Genomic DNA, 17040 nt, shown 5'->3' with positions numbered 1-17040 from the left:
TGGTTAATTAACCCCAGTTACGGATAAGCCAAAGATTTAATCACATGAATTTTAGGCTTATTCTTTTGGCAAAGTTGATACGCACATAGTGAAGAAAATACGCTTGCTAAAAAACCAGCAATCGAACGATGTTTACTCGTAACTAAGTGATATTTTTCTTTCAATAATCCTATCAATGTTTCAATTCTTTTACGTTGTCGTAGATGAAATTCATCAGAAAATGGCAATAAGGTCACTCTCATATTTTTTCTTGGATAAGTAATTAAATCAATGCCTTGCTCTTTAAGTGTTTCTTTCAATGGTTGGCTAATGTAGCCTCTATCACCATAGACCGTTGCTGATAAGCCATTCACTAAATCCTCAACTTTTTTAAGATCAGCAATATGTCCGTTTGATAAATCTGAATTTACAATTTCACCCTCTTGATTCATCAGCAAGTGTAATTTGCAACCATAAAACCAGCCCATCGTACTTTTACCACGAGAAGCAATCTCATCTAAAGCATGATGACCTTTAGGGATTCTTTTATTTTTACAAACAGGTAAAGGTGTTGAATCAATCCATAAATATGAACTTTCATCTTTTTGGCTCAACGCATAAAGCAAAGCATGAATAGCAAGTTGGTGCTGATTGATGAGGGTAATCAGGTTTTTATAACAAGGCAAGTCTTTAAAGAGTTTGCTTTCAAACTGACAAAGCAAGTTAAAAAACATCTTAAAATTATGTACTTGAGATGTTTTATAGTAGATGGAGATAGCCACAATTTCTGATAAAGATAGCGTTGCTTGTCTGATACGTTGACGTTTGTTTTCTTGCTTGAGAAATTGCCAATAGATGGGTTCAAATTTTTTGAAAAAATCATCAACAATACAAAAAATTTCTGTAAAATCGTACATGGTAGTTAGAGCCTTTGGGTTGTGTCGTAACTTTCTAAATGGCTCTAACTACCTTTTTTTCAAGGGCTTTTCTTATCCGTAATTCGGGTTAATTAATAATTGATTCTTTTAGTCGGGTATTTTTGTTAAAATTTATTTAAATCAATGTCTTGTGTTGTTTTTGTGCGATTTAAACCAATCCCTACCAATTCGCTTCATTTTTATTTATGGGAAATACGGCTACCATTCCGCAATGTGATTAATCATTTATTTCTGTAAGGTGGTCGTATGAAGATGAAATGGGTTCCAGAATACAACACTGGTATCGATGTGATTGACGATCAGCATAAACGTATCCTCGATTATATTAATGAAATTGTTGAAATTAGCGATGGTACAGATCGAGCACGTGTAAAGCAGATTTTAGATAATATTATTGATTACACCCAGTCGCATTTTACGTTTGAAGAATCATTACAAGAAGAAGCGGGTTATAAATACCGCGTACCACATAAACGTGTACATGATTTATTCATTAAAAAAATTGAGTTTTATCGTGATCGTTTTGAAATGGGACAATCCATTGAAGGCGAATTGCATGAAGTTTTATCAAAATGGTTAATTAATCATATTCAACACGATGACGCCGATTATGTCGGTGCAGTGAAAGAGAATATGATGGGTATTATTAAGGAAAATGAGAAGAAGAAAGGTAAAGGCTGGTTCGCTCGTTTCTTCTCATAAGTCTGAAGCCATAAAAATGAAAGAATAAAAATTATAAATTTGCGCAGCAAGCTATCTAACGATAGTTTGCTTTTTCTTTTTTGAGGTTTTGCTTTTCCTTGATGACAAAGGCAAAATAGCCGTAGATTTTTATTAGGACAGCGTCATGCAGGACAATGCTATGTCACGATGGTTATCGCCGCTGATGGCATTTGGTTTATCATTCATTATTATTGCCACACTCGCACCAATGACAGGTATTCAGGTTGAGCGTCAGCTCGACTTTTGGTTGTTGTGGCTAGCAACTATGCTGATTTTGGCATTACCGATTACTTATTTGGAAATTGCCTTAGCCAAACGCTCAAAAACGACAGCATTACAAGCACTTTTAAGTTTAACCCGTGATGCCGATGCTTCTCAAAAATGGCGTTTGGTGGGCTGGCTTGCAGTGGTGTTCATTCCATTTTTAGCAGGCGGTTTGTTGTCTAATGCTGCGCAAATTTTAAATCAATATGCCGCTGCAGACTTGGCTAGTCATGTCTTGTTTGTGATTGTGGCTATTTTCGCACTGGCATTGTCATTAGTGCCGCGTCAAATTTTATTGCTATGTACCGCTGTTGCTGTTGTGGCGGCTTTGGTTTTATCGATGGTGATGGGTTCAGAACTCCCTGCATGGCAAGTCACCTCAATTGAGTTTAGCGAATGGGGCAGTGCAACCGTTTTGGCTTTGGTGGCCAGTGGTTTAGGCATGGGCTTGTACTGGCAAACCAGTTTGCCGCAAGTACAGCAACAATCTGCAGCAACCTCAACGGTATTGCCAATTTGGATTGCACAGCTATTGGCAGTCGTTGCTTTTGCATTCTTTGCCGTGCAAGCACAAATTCCAGCGTTGGCTTTGGTGGTGGCAACTGTTGCAGCAGCAGCGGTTCTATTGCAATTGGCACGTGAACAATTGGCACAACGTCAAATGGCGGTTGCGATTCAGTGGATTGTATTGATTGCAGCAACTTTGGTTTGGGCAATTCCTGCCATTGGTCCTGTATTTAATTTTGCCTTATTGCTTTGGGGCTTAGTTATTTGTTTGATTTACGCAATTTTTGCAGGCTGGATTATGAAAATCAGCCATTTGCGTAAAGCCATGAACTTTAGCAGTGAAGCCTTTTATAACATTTGGCGTATTGCGGTACGTGTGGTGTTACCTGTATCTATCGTAGTGGCGATGGTGGCGTTAATTGGACAGTGGATCGCATGAGTCAAATGGCGCAGGTTTGGGTGGCGTATGCCACACCCGAACAACAATGGCATGTGGCTGTCGCATTTCAGCAGGGCATGACTGTACTGGATGCAATTCAGCAGAGTGGACTTGTGACAGCAACGACTTTACCTGAACCGTTGATGCTGGGTATTTTTGGTGTACGGGTTGAGCCGCAGCATGTATTACAAGCAGGTGATAGGGTTGAGATTTATCGTGCTTTGACCATTAACCCGAAAGATATTCGTCGTAAACGTGCCGCAAAGAACCCTGTAGGGCGTTATGCCAAAAGCAATCGCTTGAGACAATTGCAATGATTTAAAAAACCCCTCAGATGAATTTCAGTGAGGGGTTTCTTTTTATTCTAAAGCGGCTATAGTGGTGGCGCGTTGAGAATCGCTTCTTTCGATCCTGGTAGGCCTGGTTGAGATTCTGGAATCGTTTCCAATCCTTCAACTTTTTCTACAATACCATTTTGATTGAAAAAGATTTTCAAATGCTGACCATGCGCGGCAGGGATCTTGGCTTTTTTAGCATAAGTTCCTGGGATATAGTTGTAAATGTAGTCCCAACGTAATGGATTCATCGGGTCGGCGATGGTAGGACTGCCCAGCAAAAAGCGGACTTGTTGATGACTCATACCGACTTGGACTTTAGACGCTTGAGCTTGGGTTAAAGGTGTACCCTGTGGAATATCGACTTTATAAACGCCCAAGGTCGAACAGCCTGCGAGCAGTGAAGTGACCAATAACGTCAACATGATTTTTTGCATTTTGCTACACTATCCCAAATTAATTATGATGCATTTGATCTTGATCCAGTGTTAGATCATACTGCATCTTAACTTTGTTGCATATTCCAACTTTAATTTTGTTGAGAGACCTTTTTTCATGCCTATTTCAAATCAAGAATTACGCAAAGCTGGACTTAAAGTTACCCTTCCACGAATTAAAATCTTAGAATTATTAGAAAATTCAAAACAACATCATTTAAGTGCAGAAGATATCTACAAAACTTTACTCGATCAGGGTGAAGATGTGGGTTTAGCAACTGTGTATCGTGTGTTAACACAGTTTGAAGCTGCAGGCATTATTGAGCGTCATAATTTTGAGAACAATCATTCTGTGTTTGAAATTATGCAGGAAGATCACCACGACCACTTGGTTTGCTTGAACTGTAGCAAAGTGGTTGAATTTATTAACGATACCATTGAAAAAGAACAGCATGATGTGGCAGAGAAATTTGGTTTTGAGCTCACAGGGCACTCGCTGAATTTATATGGTTATTGTGATGCGCCAGAATGTCGTGAAGCCTTACGCAAGAAATAATTTGCTGTAAGCATAAAAAATAGGCTTCCGTATGGAAGCCTATTTTGTTTGTGTTTAAGCGTTGTTGTGATGTTATTGCCCATCGAAGGTAATATTCGAAGTTGCATGTAACAAGCGCTCGCCACCTTCTTCTGCAAGTTTGATTTGTAGACGCAAATCGTTTGGCGAGTCGGCGTGTTTAAGTGCATCTTTGTAGCTAATTTGTTTGGCTTTATAAAGATCGTATAACGCTTGGTCAAAGGTTTGCATACCCAACTCACGTGAACGCTTCATCAGGTCTTTAATTTCGTGCACATCACCTTTACGGATTAAATCTGCAATCAGTGGTGAGTTAATTAAAATTTCAATCGCAGCACGACGTGAGTTGCCATCAATGGTTGGAATTAACTGCTGTGCCACAATTGCTTTCAGGTTTAGCGACAAATCCATGAACAACTGGTTATGACGGTCTGCTTCAAAGAAGTGAATAATACGGTCAATTGCTTGGTTAGCGTTGTTGGCGTGTAGGGTGGCAAATACCAAGTGACCTGTTTCGGCAAAGGCAATTGCATAATCCATGGTTTCGCGGGAACGAATCTCACCAATCAGAATTACATCAGGCGCTTGACGCAAGGTATTTTTTAATGCGATTTCAAAGGAGTCGGTATCAATCCCGACTTCACGCTGGGTAATAATACAGCCTGCATGTTCATGCACAAATTCAATCGGGTCTTCAATGGTAATGATATGACCTTTGGAATTTTGGTTGCGGTAACCAATAATAGACGCTAAAGAGGTCGATTTACCTGTACCTGTCGCACCTACAAAAATGATGATGCCACGTTTGGTCATCGCCAAATCTTTGAGAATAGGTGGCAGTTTCAAGTCATCCATGGTCGGGATTTTGGTTTCAATCCGACGGAGTACCATGCCCGGCTCATCACGTTGTTGGAATGCGCTGACACGGAAACGTGCTGTTTTTTCACGGTTGGTAATCGCAAAGTTACATTCACGGGTTTCGGCAAATTCCTTGCGCTGTTTTTCACTCATAATTGAGTTAAGCAGCTGACCGACAATTTCACCTGTAAGTTTACTTTTGGCTACAGGCACAATTTGTCCATGAATTTTCATGGAAGGTTCAACATCGGCTGTAATAAACAAGTCAGACGCTTTTTGCTGAATCATTAAATTCAGTAAATCATTAAAGTCCATCGCGTATCTCGAATTTTAAACTTATAAGAATGATTCAGGCTGTTTTGCAACCGTACGAGCCGTTTGTGGGCTAATCACACCGCGCGATACCAAGTTTTTCAAACTCTGGTCAAGGGTGGTCATACCGTAGTTGGCACCAGTCTGAATTGCCGAGTACATTTGAGCTACTTTGTTTTCACGAATCAGGTTACGCACTGCAGGAATACCAATCATGATTTCATGCGCAGCTACACGACCACCACCATTTTTCTTGAGCAGGGATTGTGAAATGACGGCTTGTAAAGATTCAGACAACATGGCACGTACCATGTCTTTTTCTTCGGCAGGGAATACGTCAATCACACGGTCAATGGTTTTTGCTGCAGAGGTGGTGTGTAGCGTACCAAATACCAAGTGACCCGTTTCAGCAGCAGTCAGTGCCAAACGAATGGTTTCTAAGTCACGCATCTCACCAACTAGAATAATGTCAGGGTCTTCACGCAGTGCCGAACGTAATGCTTCGTTAAAGCCATGCGTATCACGGTGTACTTCTCGTTGGTTAACCAAACATTTTTTAGATTGGTGTACAAATTCGATTGGGTCTTCGACGGTCAGAATATGGTCGTAGCGATTGTCATTAATAAAGTCAATCATCGCGGCAAGTGTGGTTGATTTACCTGAACCTGTTGGGCCTGTCACCAATACCAAACCACGTGGATATTCACAAATATCTTTAAAGATTTGTCCCATGCCTAAATCTTCAAGGGTCAAAACTTTAGAAGGAATGGTACGGAATACTGCACCTGCACCACGGTTTTGGTTAAATGCGTTCACACGGAAACGAGCCACGCCTGGGACTTCAAAAGAAAAGTCCGTTTCTAGATTTTCTTCATAATCACGACGTTGTTTATCATTCATAATGTCGTACACTAATTTGTGTACTTCTTTATGTTCTAATGCTGGTAAGTTAATTCGACGAATTTCACCATCCACACGAATCAGTGGTGGCATGCCCGCAGATAAGTGTAAATCCGAAGCGCCGTTTTTAGCGGAGAACGCCAATAATTCTGTAATATCCATGAAAGTCCCCGAGATCAATTAAATCTTAATTATTTTGATAGAATAATACGGCTTTCCATCAGCTTAACCAACTGTTAGTTGCTGGACAAGGTAAAAAAAGATGAATGAAATGAGAAATGCATCAATGAATAATCTGCAGCTTATGCGCACTCAGGTTTTGCAACAAATTCAACAGGCATGCCAGTTGGCACAGCGCGAGCCAAATACGGTGCAATTGTTGGCAGTATCTAAGACTCATCCGAGTGAAGCCTTGCGTGAAATGTATGTGACAGGGCAGCGCGCTTTTGGCGAAAATTATTTGCAAGAAGCTTTGGATAAAATGCAGGCCCTGAGTGATTTAGAAATTGAATGGCACTTTATTGGGCATGTGCAGCGCAATAAAACCAAACATTTGGCAGAAAAATTTGCATGGGTGCATGGGGTAGATCGTTTGATTATTGCCGAGCGTTTATCGAATCAGCGCGATGCTCAACAAGTGTCCCTGAATATTTGTTTACAAGTAAATATTGATGCGCAAGACACGAAGGATGGTTGTCAGCCGAGCGAAGTTGCAGAATTAGTCCGACAGATCAGCCAATTACCGCATTTAAAACTACGCGGTTTGATGGTGATTCCTGCACCTGATCATCCTCAAGCTTTTCAAGATGCCAAACAATTGTTTGATGCAGTGAAAGCACAACATGCACAACCTGAAGATTGGGATACTTTGAGTATGGGGATGTCGGGCGATTTAAATGCCGCAATTGCAGCAGGTTCAACTATGGTACGGATTGGTACAGCATTGTTTGGCGCACGTGACTATTCCAAGGCTTAATTGCTAGATGAACAAAGAATCTGCCAAGATTTTGCAAACATTATCTTGTACGTTTTGGCTGACATGAAATGCGGAATTTTGCGGCTAGTGCTGAAGGTTGGATTTTCTTAATATGAACTTATCGGGAATCAGGGAGTTTCCTAAATAAGAAGAATAAGAAATAGAACAACACGGAAGTGCTTGGTACGACAGGAGTTATACCAAAAACTGAATCTAGAAAGCCTCGACAGGATGTCGAGGCTTTTTTAGTTATGTATGCTGTAAAGCTGTCAAAGTTTTGGCTTGTGTAGATTATTTTTAATAACCTTCACTATTTTTAGAAAGCGCCACTCCCGTCCAGTAAATAGGTGAAGTAGACATTCAAGATTTATTTTCTATCCAGATTCGAATACGGGCAATCAGTAAAAATAGCAAAAAACAGAACTGAAAGAAGCCTGTGAAAATGATGGTCCAACCGCTATTTCCAGGTGTTTTTCTTGCATCCAACTCAATGACTAAAGTGCAGACGGTGAGAATGATTTCAAAAATTAAAACCGCTTTAAAAACCCAAGGTTTAGGGAAACGTATTAACCATGTGAGAAAAATAATACTTAAACTGGGCAATACAGCAAAGAGAATAATCGTTTTTATATCCATAAAATTAAGTACTTAAAGTGTGTGTGATTTTAAAATAAATTCAATACAACTTCATGGAAGCCTAAAATCTGAAATCTCACAGTCATCTCAATAATTCTTCAATCGACAAATAATCTTCAGATTTTAGGCAGTATTGGCTTTAACCCACCACATTGATTTCACTTGCCCCTGCACCCACTGGTTTGACTTGAATTTGCACAGGAATTCGTTCGTGCATTTCCTGAATATGCGAAATCAGCACCACTTTACGTCCCTGACTTTGCAGATGGTCTAAGGCATTCATCACCATGTGCAAGGAAGTCGGGTCGAGAGTGCCAAAGCCTTCATCAATAAATAGCGATTCCAGTTTCATTGAGCCAGATGCCATATTGGCAATTGCCAGTGCCAAAGCTAAAGAAACCAAAAAGGTTTCGCCACCCGATAAAGACAGAACAGGGCGAATTTCACTGTTCATGTCTAAATCAATAATCGCTAACCCCAAACTGTCTGGAATACGATGCAATTGATAACGCGAACTCAGTGGTAGCAATTGCTGATTGGCGTATTCCACCAAAATATCCAAGTGATGTTCTTGGGCAATTTTCTTAAATTTTGTCCCTTCTTTATGCCCAATTAAATCGTAAATACGTCCCCAACGATATTCTTCAGCTTTGATATTTTCAATTTGAGTTTGATAGGTAGCAAAAATCCCTTGATTGGTGCTATTCAGGCGTAGCTGTGCCTCAATCTCATTATAGTTTTGCTGTTGTTTGGCTTTGTCTGTTTGCAGCGCTGCCAGTTGCGTGGTGACCTCGTCAAAACTCAGTTGTGGCTGTTGCTTTAAGTGTTTTTGATATTGCTCTTCCAATGTTTGCCAAGCCGTTTTAGCACTCTCCAAACTGTTTTGTTGTTGCTGCAGCATGTTGCGTATTTGCTGATGTTCGGCATAAGAAATCTGTAAACATTTATCAATGATGCTGGCTTGAAAATGCGTGTGTGTCGCTTGCCACGTTGCAATGTGTTGCTGACATTCAGTGTGTTGCTGCATGCGCTGTTGAATTCTACTATCCAAACCATGTTTTTGCAGTTGTAAGTCTTTTAACACCTGTTCTGCTTGATTAAGTACAGTTCGTTGTGTGCTAAGTGCAAGATTGAGTTGCTGTTGTTGCTGATCTAAAGCCTGCTGCCATTCTTGATAGGTCTGATATTCACATCCCGCATGAGTTCTTGTAAGCTGCTTAATTTGATCACGCAGCTCACTTCCTGCAGTTTTAATCTGCTGCAGTTGTAGGGTTTTCTCTGCATGTTGCTGTTGTAAAAATAGCAACTTTTCTTGCACTTGCTGCTGTTGTTGAGTCAGTTGTTCAATCGTTTTGCTCAGTTGAACTTGCTGCTGCTGCAAGTGATGACGTTGCTCTAACTGTTGTAAGGCATTTTGATAGTATTCAATCGGTTGATTGAGCCAAGCGTGTCTTTGTTCTGCATCTAAAAGCGACAAAATAGGCTGTAAACGCTGAGCGAGGTCTTGGCGTTGTTGAATAGCATATTTGAGTTGTTCTGCCTGCTGTGCAGCATTGCGCCATTGTTTCAGGGTATCGTTTGTTTGTTGAATACTCTGCTGCAAGTGTTGAGTGGATTGATGTGTTGTTGCCCAATGTTGCTGTACGTGTTCAATTTGCTTTGCAACAGGCAGCGCTGCATCCAAATCTAAAGATAAGGATGTTGCAAGCTGTTGCACCAATGTCTGTTGTTGTTCAAGTTGCTGTTGCAGTTCAAGACTGCGTTGTTGTTGTTGATGATAAGTTGCATCGTATTGACTGCGAGCACGCTCCAATTGTTGTAGCTGTTTTTGCGCATGCTCAAATTCAGTTTTGGCCTGCTGCAATTGCTGATCCTGCAATTGGTTTAAAGCGTCACTGAGTAAATTTTCATGCTGAATAAACGGATGTTCATGGCTGCCGCAGACCATACAGGCTTCATTCGGTTTTAATTGGGCACGTAAATCCTGCACACTTTGATGCTGCAATAAACGCTGCTGTTCAAAGATCTGCTGTAATTGTTGCAAGGCTTGTTCAGTAATTTGCACTTGCTGCTGTTGGGTTTGAATTTGAGTCTGTGTCTGCTGTTGCAGACTTAAAGTTTCTTGCTGACGCTGTTGTAACTGCTCAAATAGGGTGGTCTGTTGTTGCCATTGTTCAAGTGCCTGTTGCAAGCGCTCTAAAACATGCACACTCTTTAAAGCATGTTGTAATTGCTGTTGCTCTGCCGTGAGTTGCTGCTCAAGTTGTTCAGGATGTTGATATTGTTTTTCCCAAACCAACAGTTGTTGCTGTGTATGTTGTTGTTGCTCAATTAAAGTATCTAATGCAGATTGGAACAGCGTAGGGTTTTGCTGACGTAGTTGCTGTTCAAGCTGCAAATAATCTTGCAGACGTTGCAACGTAAGGGCTAAATTATCATCAAAATTTGCCCATGCCGCAGTCTGTTTGAATTGCTGTTGTAAATGTTGCTGTTGTTGTTGCTCGGTTGCAAGTTGAGTCGTCAGTTGCTTCAAATTATTTTGCACAGGCTGAATTTGCTGCTCTGCAAATAATTTTTGTGCAGCATCCAAAGCGGTATATTGTTGAAGTTTGCTAGAAATTTCATGTTGTAACTGTGCCGCAATTTCAAGTTGTGGTTTCAATTGTTCAACATGCTGCTGCCATGCCTGAAGGTCTTTTTCCGCTTGCTGTTGCTGACTAATCGCTTGCTGTTGTGCGTATTCCGCTTGTTGCAAGTTTGGTTCAAATTTCAAAAGCTGCTGATTCAGATTTTTTAGCTCGGTATCTGCTTGCTGACGCAAGACAAATTGCTCGCGGATGGTTTGAAATTCATCTAAATGTTTGAGCAATTGTTTTTGAGAGGCGAGTTTAAGATCGGCATCGACTTGAACATCATATATTTCTTTTTTAGCTTGGGTGCTGGCATAGAGTTCATGGCAATCTTTGTGCCATTTCACATCATTTTCATACAGTTTTTCGGTTTGGGTCAGCAAAGCTAATTGTTGACTTAGGTCATGTTGTTGGGTTTCTAAGTCTTTTAGTGCTTCATCGCTGAGGAGCACCACATGCCCCATGACATTTTCAAGATCTGTTCGCTTTTGTTTAATTTCACTAAATTTAACGGCTGCACGTTTGCTGACTTCGGTAAAAATTTGCGAATTGGTTAAATATTCAAGTAAATCTGCCCGTTCATGGTCTTTGGCTTTTAAAAATGCCCCAACTTCCGATTGTGCCAATAATACTGCGCGTGTGAATTGCTCAAAACTAAGGCCAATCAACTGCTCTACAATTGGCGTAGCTTCAGAAATTCTTTGATTTAAAACCCGTTGCTCATCTAGGCAGGTGATGGCACGTTCAACTTTTAAGTTCCCATCCACTTTATTGTGCGCACGGCGAATTTGCCAACGTGCCGAATAGCGTTTTTGATCAAGCGCGATAAATTCAAGTTCTGCAAAGCCAGAAGTCGTACCACGACGTAAAATATGTTTAGAATCTTTTAAGGAAATTTCTTTGCCTGCGGTATCGGTCAGGCTGCCTGTTGCACCTCTCAAACGTGGAATTTCGTCATAAAGTGCCAAACACATGGCATCCAGCAAAGTCGATTTGCCTGCACCAGTTTTGCCCGTAATTGCAATTAAACCTGCCTGTGCCAGTGGCTCATCTTCAAAATTGATGACATGCGTGCCTGCCAAAGATGCCAAATTATTTAAACTTAAACGTAAAATTTTCATGGCAAATCCTTAAGCTTTATTCTGATCAAGTTCTTGTTGGGCTTCGGCCAAAAGCTGTAAAAAATCTTGGCTCACTTCTGGGTCAGGTTGATAGCCCATTTTTTCCCATAAATCTAAAAATAATTTTTCAGGCGTAGGCGGCTCTAAATCAATTTTTGATTGTTGCACGTTCGAGTTTTCACAGTTTTGAAAGCGTCGTGCAATGCGCAGTAAACGATAGCGGTTGGCAGGCAGTGCTTGTTCAATTTGTTGGCGTAAATCAATGGGTGGCGGGGCATCGCTGATATATTCAATTTCTAAAAAATGCCGTGCGCAAACTTCTGCAATTTCATCTTTTGGCAATTTATTCAGTTCGGTGATTAATTCAGAAAGTTCACAGCGAATCCGAAGCAGCTCTACCGTACGTGGAATAAGCAAGCTTTCATATTGGAAACGCTGTGCATCTGCCTGTAATGGATCAATCCTAACTTCAAGGACTTGGTGTTTATAATTCAGCTCGCTAAATGATAAAGGGATGGGTGAGCCGCTATAGCGAATGTGTGGCTGTCCGACCTGTTGCGGTTTGTGTAAGTGTCCGAGTGCGACATAGTCAATCACCTCATCAAACAGCGCAGTCGATAAGGCTTCTTCATTCCCCACTACAATTGGGCGTTCTGAGTCGGAAGTTTCGCCACCTTGCATGTGTGCATGTGACATTAAAATCAGGGCTTGATCGGGTTGTTTACGGGCTTTGGCTTCTGCAATCAGTTGTTGATGTAAGTAAGCAACCGCAGATTGATTGTCACTGCTATGTTCATTTAAACCTGTAATTTCTGCACTGCGTAAATAGGGCAGGGTCAGACACCATGCCACAATATTTTGCGCAGAGTCATAAATAGGCACTAGGAGTTTATCTAAATCTAATTTTTGCTCGGCTGTTTTACCAATCACGCCCACAGCTTTGGCGTTGAAGCGGTCTAAAAAGGGTTCAACTTGCTCAATGCGATACCCAGAGTCATGATTGCCTGCAATCATTAAGGTTTGCATGTGTGGAGCAAGCACATGCGCATCGGTAAGGAATTGATAGAGTTGTTTCTGAGCGCTCGAAGCAGGATTGACCACATCAAAAATATCGCCTGCTATGAGCAGGGCATTCGGCTGTTTGCTTTTAATTTGAGTTAAGAGCCAATTTAAAAATTCAGTATGTTCATATTCACGTTCATGGTGATGGAAAAATTGCCCCAAATGCCAATCAGACGTATGTAAAAAATGAACAGCCATGCGTGTTCCAATCTTGATGTTGAATTATGGGATAACTTAACATAACTGAGCGCAACACTGCGGCAAAAAACCAGTTTTCTGCTTTTAAAGCGACAATTTAGGTCGCAGAGATTTTAAAGAGAAGGGAAAGTAAAATCTGTCGTGATCTGTATAGAAAAATATAGAGAGTTAAAATACTGATGTTAGAAAGGCTAAAAAAAGACCTTAAAAAATAAAGACCGACGATTCGAGTGATGATGAAATCGTCGGTCAAAGAAAAACTTGCGATACAGTAAAGCTTTGGCTGCTGTTCAAAGCATGACTGTATGCGATTTATTGCTTTAGTCAGGTCACCGAAAATATTGTGGATGCCATACACATTAACGGTTGTTGTGACCTTGTAGCCTATATAACGTCAGGCTTTTGTATTCGGTTGACAATTTCATGAAAAAAAAATCAATTTTTTTTATACTAGGCTGAATCTTTTGTCTGAGTCATCTTTATGGTATCGCTAAGCCGTTATTTTATCTGGTTTTTCTTGTATTGCTTTGTGATGACCTGTATTTGTGGCGTATTGGCTGCATTATTACCTGCGGGTGTAGGCGGGATTTTAACTGCGGTGCCTTATTTGGTTGCCATGATTTTAGTGCTGTATAAGTTTTTAAAACAACAACGCCGTGCGCCGAATGACAAGGAACGCAAGACATTTACTTTAGGATTTAGCCTGATTTTTTGGGGCTATAACTTGGCGTTTTTATTATTAGGTTTGGCGATATTTTCTCGCCAAAACCCAAGCATTTGGCAAGATTTTTTACAGTATTTGCAACAGCCAGAATTTATGAGTGTGGTGGTGATCATGTTCTTGTTGATCGCAATTCCATTGTATCTGCTGACCTATTGGTTTTATGGTAAACAGGCACAGCGTATGGCAGTTAAAATGTTTGGCTGATAAAAGAAGTTGTTAATATCTGATTTTCTTCAAATATACATGATCAGTTATGTGATGATGATTTGCTTAGACTTGAACATTCAGTCTAAATCACGTATAGCTAAAACTATATTTTTCATCATGCTGAGATTGAAAGATGCATAAACCTTTGGTACTGGTAACAGGGGCAAGTGGTTTTATTGGTTCACAATTGTTGCCGTTTTTATTGCAACAGGATTATCGGGTGGTGGGGCTAACCCGACAGCCCAATCGAGTATCCAAACATCCACAATTACGCTGGATTCAGCAGTTAGATGAACTCGACACCGACCAAATTGATTATGTGATTAATTTGGCGGGAGAAAGTATTGGACAGGGCAGATGGACAGCAGCACGCAAACAAAAATTGCTTGATAGTCGAGTTCAGACCACACTGCACTTATATCAATATCTTGAAAAGCGCCGTATTTTCCCCAAGTGTATTATTTCAGGCTCGGCAGTGGGGTATTACGGAATTGACCCGCAGGAACAATGGTCAGCAGTATGTACCGAACACAGTGCAGCACAAGATATTTTTATGTCGCAGTTGTGCCAGCAATGGGAACAGGCTGCGTTAAGCTTCAGCCAGCAAAATACTAAAATTATGCGCTTGGGCGTGGTGTTTGGGCGCGGTGGTGGCATTTTACCGCAAATGTTATTACCAATTCGTTTAAATGCCGTCGGGCGGATTGGGCATGGACGGCAGCCTGTTGCATGGGTGCATATACAAGATGTTTTACAGGCCACTCACTGGTTAATGACGCAACCTGTAGACGCCAAAATTTTGAATGTGGTTGCACCTGAAAAAACCAGTCAGCAAGACTTTGCCGAAACCGCAGCTCGGCTTTTAAAACGTCGTCCATTTTTGGTGTTACCTGCTTTTGTCTTGCGTTGGTTATTGGGCGAGCAATCGCAATTGGTGCTGAATGGGCAATATGTTAAACCACAAGCGTTAGAACAAGCAGGCTATTGCTTTCAATATCCAAAACTTGAACAGGCGCTAGCGGCTTGTCTGGGTGCATGATCCTCTACTTAAACAGAGGATGCTGCTGAGTGTTATGCACAGATTGAGGTGGGCTGTAACTGCTTTGGATCATAAGCGGCAGGATCAACAATCGTTTCTTGCCCAAGCATGAGCTGTCTTAATAACTGCGCTGAAGCAGTGCCCATACATAAGCCATTACGGAAGTGTCCGAAATTCATCCATACATTATTCAGGTTTGGTACTTTGCCGATATACGGCACACCTGTAGGCGAGCCTGGACGTAAACCCGCCCATTGTTTCACAATGGGGAACTGTGCCAATTCAGGCACCATTTCAAAACAAGCCGTTAAAATATCTTGTTGGGTTTGCGGGTTTGGTGTGGTGTCAAAACCAACGTGACGCATACTGGAACCGCATAGCACATGCCCATCTTGACGTGGAATCAAGTACATCACCTTGTTCATGCACATGCTTGGCAACCATTGTGCAGGGGTTTTAAATAACACAATTTGCCCTTGTACAGGCTGTACAGGAATCTCTAAACCCAGTTGTGCCGCCCAGTGCTGTGACCATGCACCTGTCGCAAGCACGATATGATCTGCATGGTGCAACTGACCATCTGCACTTTGAATGGCTTGTGCATGATCGCCCTGCAACTGAAATTGCTGGATAGGGCAATGCTCCAAAAACTGTACTTTGGGATGCTGCTTTAAGTATTGGGTCAAAGATTGCAATAAGCGTGGATTACGCACATTGGCCAATTGCGAAAAATACAAGGCGTGTTTAAATTTTGCAGCAATGTGCGGGTTAACTTGTTCAAGTTGTTCCTGATTTAAATAGTCACACTGCTGCATTGGCTCATTATGCTGCGTAGCATAATTTAGGCCAATCTCAAAATCATCTTCATCAAAAATTAGCATGCCTGTTTCATGGATTTCAAAATCAATGCCAGTAATTGGTTTGAGTTTTTCATTCCATGCGAGGTATTGTGGTTTGGCAAATTTGGCTAAGTCATTAACCGCTTGAGGATAGCGCCACGGATACATGGGAGAAAGAATCCCACCGCCCGCCCATGACGCGGCTTGAGCTGCCTGTTGTTGATCAAAAATACTGATAGAGCAGCCCTGCTCTACCAGTTCGAGTGCAGACAACAAACCGCTGATGCCTGCACCAATGATTGCGATGTGCATGAAAGTCGCCTGTTTATGCCATATCTTTAAGTTTGAGTGCTGCTTCTTCGGCAAAATATGTCCAAATACCATCTGCACCTGCACGGCGGCAACTCATTAGCGATTCAATAATCACACTGTCCGACAACCAGCCATTTTGAATCGCGGCAGCAAGCATGGCGTATTCACCACTCACTTGATAGACAAAGGTTGGCACACCAAAGTTATCTTTCACTTCACGTACGATGTCTAAATAAGGCATACCTGGTTTTACAATCACCATGTCTGCACCTTCTTGAATATCCAGTGCAATTTCATGCAAGGCTTCGGCGCGGTTGCCAATATCCATTTGATAATTGTATTTGTTGCCGCCTTTGAGGTTGCTGGCAGAACCGACTGCATCACGGAATGGGCCGTAAAAGCTAGAGGCGTATTTGGCTGAATAAGCCATGATAGAGGTATAGATGTGCCCGTTGCTTTCCAACGCCTGACGAATCGCACCAATACGGCCATCCATCATGTCACTTGGCGCAACCACATCTGCACCCGCTTCGGCATGGCTTAAAGCCTGTTTAATTAGACATTCAACGGTTTCATCATTCAGTACATAGCCTGTGTCATCAATAATGCCATCTTGACCATGAGTAGTGTACGGGTCGAGTGCGCCATCGGTAATAAGTACCATCTCTGGTAATTCTTTTTTCAGCAGGCGTAGCGTGTTTTGCACCAAGCCATCTTCACGCCATGCTGCTTCTGCGGTCAGGCTTTTATCTTCTTGTGGCGTGACTGGAAACAATGCCAGTTTAGACACACCCAGCTGCATTAAACGCTCGGCTTTTTTGAGTAATAAGTCTGCCGATAAACGCTGAATATTGGGCATGCTTGGAATATCTTGGGTTTGATTTTGTCCCGGTAAAACAAATACAGGATAAATCAAGTGATCTGTGGTTAAGTGAGTTTCGCGAACCATGGCGCGTAATTGATCATTTTTACGGATACGACGCATACGAGTGGCAGGAAATGCAGGACGATTGAACGTATAGGTCATAAA

16 protein-coding genes are annotated in these 17040 nt (G+C 41.5%); 7 read left to right on the top strand and 9 right to left on the bottom strand.

Annotation, left to right across the window (positions count from 1 at the left end; genetic code table 11):
* Nucleotides 1-17 precede the first annotated feature (17 nt).
* Nucleotides 18-896, bottom strand: coding sequence for an IS982-like element ISAba4 family transposase (locus J4G44_RS11985; RefSeq protein ID WP_167845722.1), 879 nt, complete (start codon nt 894-896; stop codon nt 18-20).
* A 267-nt stretch (nt 897-1163) separates the two neighbouring features.
* Between J4G44_RS11985 and J4G44_RS11980 the strand changes: the two genes are divergently transcribed.
* The 3 genes from J4G44_RS11980 (at nt 1164) to J4G44_RS11970 (ending at nt 3167) form a co-directional block, all read left to right on the top strand.
* Complete coding sequence (locus J4G44_RS11980; protein WP_154320417.1) at nt 1164-1619, top strand: bacteriohemerythrin; 456 nt, start codon at nt 1164-1166, stop codon at nt 1617-1619.
* A 145-nt stretch (nt 1620-1764) separates the two neighbouring features.
* Nucleotides 1765-2850: an SLC5/6 family protein gene (locus J4G44_RS11975; protein WP_179996017.1), complete on the top strand. Its 1086-nt coding sequence runs from the start codon at nt 1765-1767 to the stop codon at nt 2848-2850.
* The gene (locus J4G44_RS11970; RefSeq protein ID WP_004975319.1) at nt 2847-3167 is read left to right on the top strand and encodes an RnfH family protein; all 321 of its coding nucleotides are present in this window, start codon (nt 2847-2849) and stop codon (nt 3165-3167) included. The genes J4G44_RS11975 and J4G44_RS11970 overlap by 4 nt, the downstream gene beginning before the upstream one ends.
* A 56-nt stretch (nt 3168-3223) precedes the next feature.
* On the opposite strand, the gene J4G44_RS11965 is transcribed toward J4G44_RS11970, so the two are convergent.
* A complete protein-coding gene (locus tag J4G44_RS11965; protein ID WP_004975323.1) occupies nt 3224-3622 on the bottom strand; it encodes an outer membrane protein assembly factor BamE in 399 nt (132 codons plus the stop codon).
* A gap of 118 nt (nt 3623-3740) precedes the next feature.
* Here J4G44_RS11965 and fur point away from each other — a divergent pair, with 118 nt between their 5' ends.
* Nucleotides 3741-4178: a ferric iron uptake transcriptional regulator gene (gene fur, locus J4G44_RS11960; RefSeq protein ID WP_004975325.1), complete on the top strand. Its 438-nt coding sequence runs from the start codon at nt 3741-3743 to the stop codon at nt 4176-4178.
* Nucleotides 4179-4250: 72 nt separating this feature from the next.
* On the opposite strand, the gene J4G44_RS11955 is transcribed toward fur, so the two are convergent.
* Together J4G44_RS11955 and J4G44_RS11950 are read right to left on the bottom strand one after the other, a co-directional pair.
* Nucleotides 4251-5369 (bottom strand): PilT/PilU family type 4a pilus ATPase, encoded by a 1119-nt coding sequence (locus tag J4G44_RS11955; protein ID WP_104852406.1) that lies wholly within the window; start codon nt 5367-5369, stop codon nt 4251-4253.
* 21 nt (nt 5370-5390) lie between these two features.
* On the bottom strand, nt 5391-6428 hold the full coding sequence (locus J4G44_RS11950) for a type IV pilus twitching motility protein PilT (RefSeq protein WP_004975327.1): 1038 nt from the start codon (nt 6426-6428) through the stop codon (nt 5391-5393).
* A 124-nt stretch (nt 6429-6552) separates the two neighbouring features.
* Between J4G44_RS11950 and J4G44_RS11945 the strand changes: the two genes are divergently transcribed.
* A complete protein-coding gene (locus tag J4G44_RS11945) occupies nt 6553-7242 on the top strand; it encodes a YggS family pyridoxal phosphate-dependent enzyme (RefSeq protein WP_180044258.1) in 690 nt (229 codons plus the stop codon).
* 360 nt (nt 7243-7602) lie between these two features.
* Here J4G44_RS11945 and J4G44_RS11940 read toward each other — a convergent pair whose 3' ends face one another.
* The 3 genes from J4G44_RS11940 to J4G44_RS11930 form a co-directional block, all read right to left on the bottom strand.
* Nucleotides 7603-7878 (bottom strand): hypothetical protein, encoded by a 276-nt coding sequence (locus J4G44_RS11940; RefSeq protein ID WP_004975329.1) that lies wholly within the window; start codon nt 7876-7878, stop codon nt 7603-7605.
* 139 nt (nt 7879-8017) lie between these two features.
* Nucleotides 8018-11629, bottom strand: a complete 3612-nt coding sequence (locus tag J4G44_RS11935; RefSeq protein WP_180061202.1) for an SbcC/MukB-like Walker B domain-containing protein — start codon at nt 11627-11629, stop codon at nt 8018-8020.
* A 9-nt stretch (nt 11630-11638) separates the two neighbouring features.
* On the bottom strand, nt 11639-12889 hold the full coding sequence (locus tag J4G44_RS11930) for an exonuclease SbcCD subunit D (protein ID WP_207973699.1): 1251 nt from the start codon (nt 12887-12889) through the stop codon (nt 11639-11641).
* Nucleotides 12890-13370: 481 nt separating this feature from the next.
* On the opposite strand from J4G44_RS11930, the gene J4G44_RS11925 reads away from it, so the two are divergent.
* Nucleotides 13371-13817: an ABZJ_00895 family protein gene (locus J4G44_RS11925; protein ID WP_207973698.1), complete on the top strand. Its 447-nt coding sequence runs from the start codon at nt 13371-13373 to the stop codon at nt 13815-13817.
* Between the two features lie 136 nt (nt 13818-13953).
* Nucleotides 13954-14859 carry a TIGR01777 family oxidoreductase gene (locus tag J4G44_RS11920; protein ID WP_207973697.1) on the top strand — a complete coding sequence of 302 codons (906 nt, stop codon included), beginning with the start codon at nt 13954-13956 and terminating at the stop codon, nt 14857-14859.
* A 32-nt stretch (nt 14860-14891) separates the two neighbouring features.
* Here the strand turns inward: J4G44_RS11920 and thiO are convergent, their stop codons facing one another.
* Complete coding sequence (gene thiO, locus J4G44_RS11915; RefSeq protein WP_207973696.1) at nt 14892-16010, bottom strand: glycine oxidase ThiO; 1119 nt, start codon at nt 16008-16010, stop codon at nt 14892-14894.
* A 13-nt stretch (nt 16011-16023) separates the two neighbouring features.
* Complete coding sequence (gene hemB, locus J4G44_RS11910; protein WP_004975342.1) at nt 16024-17037, bottom strand: porphobilinogen synthase; 1014 nt, start codon at nt 17035-17037, stop codon at nt 16024-16026.
* Between the last annotated feature and the right edge of the window lie 3 nt (nt 17038-17040).

The sequence above is a fragment of the Acinetobacter towneri genome (genome assembly GCF_017498585.1).
Classification (GTDB): domain Bacteria; phylum Pseudomonadota; class Gammaproteobacteria; order Pseudomonadales; family Moraxellaceae; genus Acinetobacter; species Acinetobacter towneri.
The sequence above is the reverse complement of the archived record's forward strand: the minus strand, read 5'-3'. Positions and strand labels throughout refer to the sequence as shown.

Excerpts from the sequence above, each read along its gene's own strand:
- J4G44_RS11985 (WP_167845722.1), bottom strand. The coding sequence starts at position 896 with ATGTACGATTTTACAGAAATTTTTTGTATTGTTGATGATTTTTTCAAA.
- J4G44_RS11980 (WP_154320417.1), top strand. The coding sequence starts at position 1,164 with ATGAAGATGAAATGGGTTCCAGAATACAACACTGGTATCGATGTGATT.
- J4G44_RS11975 (WP_179996017.1), top strand. The coding sequence starts at position 1,765 with ATGCAGGACAATGCTATGTCACGATGGTTATCGCCGCTGATGGCATTT.
- J4G44_RS11970 (WP_004975319.1), top strand. The coding sequence starts at position 2,847 with ATGAGTCAAATGGCGCAGGTTTGGGTGGCGTATGCCACACCCGAACAA.
- J4G44_RS11965 (WP_004975323.1), bottom strand. The coding sequence starts at position 3,622 with ATGCAAAAAATCATGTTGACGTTATTGGTCACTTCACTGCTCGCAGGC.
- fur (WP_004975325.1), top strand. The coding sequence starts at position 3,741 with ATGCCTATTTCAAATCAAGAATTACGCAAAGCTGGACTTAAAGTTACC.
- J4G44_RS11955 (WP_104852406.1), bottom strand. The coding sequence starts at position 5,369 with ATGGACTTTAATGATTTACTGAATTTAATGATTCAGCAAAAAGCGTCT.
- J4G44_RS11950 (WP_004975327.1), bottom strand. The coding sequence starts at position 6,428 with ATGGATATTACAGAATTATTGGCGTTCTCCGCTAAAAACGGCGCTTCG.
- J4G44_RS11945 (WP_180044258.1), top strand. The coding sequence starts at position 6,553 with ATGAATAATCTGCAGCTTATGCGCACTCAGGTTTTGCAACAAATTCAA.
- J4G44_RS11940 (WP_004975329.1), bottom strand. The coding sequence starts at position 7,878 with ATGGATATAAAAACGATTATTCTCTTTGCTGTATTGCCCAGTTTAAGT.
- J4G44_RS11935 (WP_180061202.1), bottom strand. The coding sequence starts at position 11,629 with ATGAAAATTTTACGTTTAAGTTTAAATAATTTGGCATCTTTGGCAGGC.
- J4G44_RS11930 (WP_207973699.1), bottom strand. The coding sequence starts at position 12,889 with ATGGCTGTTCATTTTTTACATACGTCTGATTGGCATTTGGGGCAATTT.
- J4G44_RS11925 (WP_207973698.1), top strand. The coding sequence starts at position 13,371 with ATGGTATCGCTAAGCCGTTATTTTATCTGGTTTTTCTTGTATTGCTTT.
- J4G44_RS11920 (WP_207973697.1), top strand. The coding sequence starts at position 13,954 with ATGCATAAACCTTTGGTACTGGTAACAGGGGCAAGTGGTTTTATTGGT.
- thiO (WP_207973696.1), bottom strand. The coding sequence starts at position 16,010 with ATGCACATCGCAATCATTGGTGCAGGCATCAGCGGTTTGTTGTCTGCA.
- hemB (WP_004975342.1), bottom strand. The coding sequence starts at position 17,037 with ATGACCTATACGTTCAATCGTCCTGCATTTCCTGCCACTCGTATGCGT.